The following is a 1400-nucleotide window of genomic DNA, read 5'->3' on the forward strand; positions in this document are numbered from 1 at the left end:
GTGTGATGACACCGTTTGACTCTGAACGCATGAGGGCAATCTGCATGCCTGCTACATTGATGTTCTCGGTTAGCTCCTGATTGAGAGAGGCATCACCTCCTACCTCGATCGTGCGCTCAAAGATCCGGTCTCTATGCGCGTTCATGCCACTCCCTGAAGACTTCAGCGGCATCAAGTAGCGGCGGGCATTGAAATCTATGAGGCCGAGCACGTCGTTGAAAACACCAAGGCGCGTAGGGCAACGATGAATCTGGATGAATTTACGACAGACGTCAGTCGCGAATCTCTTCAGGTTTGCCGTCTGCTCTGAGGTGCGTGCACCCTCATAGATGAAACTCTCAAATCCTGGGGAGAGGTCCTTCTTTAAGGGAAATCGGTCTGAAGTGCTGCAGGAAATGCCGATAGTCTTACGTTCGTGGCTGCTGGAAGTGTGTGCAATCTCCCTTAAGAGCAAGCTCTTTCCCTCTCCGTTGTTACCAATGAGGTAAATTGTGCGACCGCCAGTGACGGAGGGGTGCAGGAGATCTAACAGTGGAGTTCCGTCGATGCCTGAAAGTGAGGCATCTTCCGCGGCCCGAAGCACATACTGCTGCGCCAGAAGCACATTTCCCTTCGCCTCGATCTCCCTTTGAGAGACCACGCGGCAAAGGCCCTTGACGTTCCGATATCCGCCCGCGAACTCCCGATCAAATAGGTGTCGATAGTGTGCCGCGGAGTCCTCATGACTTGAAGTTGCCCATCGGGAGGATACGCTCTCACCTAGAAACAAGTTCACAATGCGACCGGCAAATTCAGCGAGCGATCCGTACTCTTGGCGACCTGACGGTACCTCCATAGCGCTGGCGTTTATCATCAGCACGCCTCTGCGGTCCATGGCTAGGTTTTCGCGGATAAGCCACGCGCTTTTGCCCACGCGATCTCCCGGGGCTCTAGGGAAGTCAATGACCGCGACAAGCCTTCCTTCTTCCAGCAAGTCTCTGCGGATACCCATAATTGCATGACGGTTGGTTGTACGCTCGGTCCCCGAGGCAACTACGAGCATATTTCGTGCACCAAAATCCCACTGGAGAGACCRAAGCATCTGCAGGGCGCTCGACGTGCCCTCAAATATGCTTCCCCTCAGAAGAGACGATAAGGGTCGACGGGCTGGTGGATCTACTCTGAAGAATGATGCACGACCGGATCTATCCCCGGGCCTCAGCATTCTGAGGCGTGTGGAATGCTTACCGTGAAGTGAGAGACGCATGCGCACCTCGAGATCGAACGAGCCGACTTGGAAGACGATGGCAGGCGCGATGCTTGAGAGCACCTTCCGCCAGCGTTCGTTGCCCCCAGTCGCGAATAGATCTCCTGACTCGCAGAAAACATCGACAAGAGTATCCTTAGATCGACTAGTGGAG

At 54.7% G+C, this 1400-nt stretch carries 1 protein-coding gene; it reads right to left on the minus strand.

What is annotated here, in order from left to right; all coding sequences use genetic code 11:
• Positions 1-1042: hypothetical protein (locus tag AC1DQP_RS20505; RefSeq protein ID WP_478052433.1), on the minus strand; the 1042-nt coding region annotated here is incomplete at its 3' end.
• Between the last annotated feature and the right edge of the window lie 358 nt (positions 1043-1400).

The sequence above is a fragment of the Stenotrophomonas sp. P5_A8 genome (assembly GCF_056400545.1).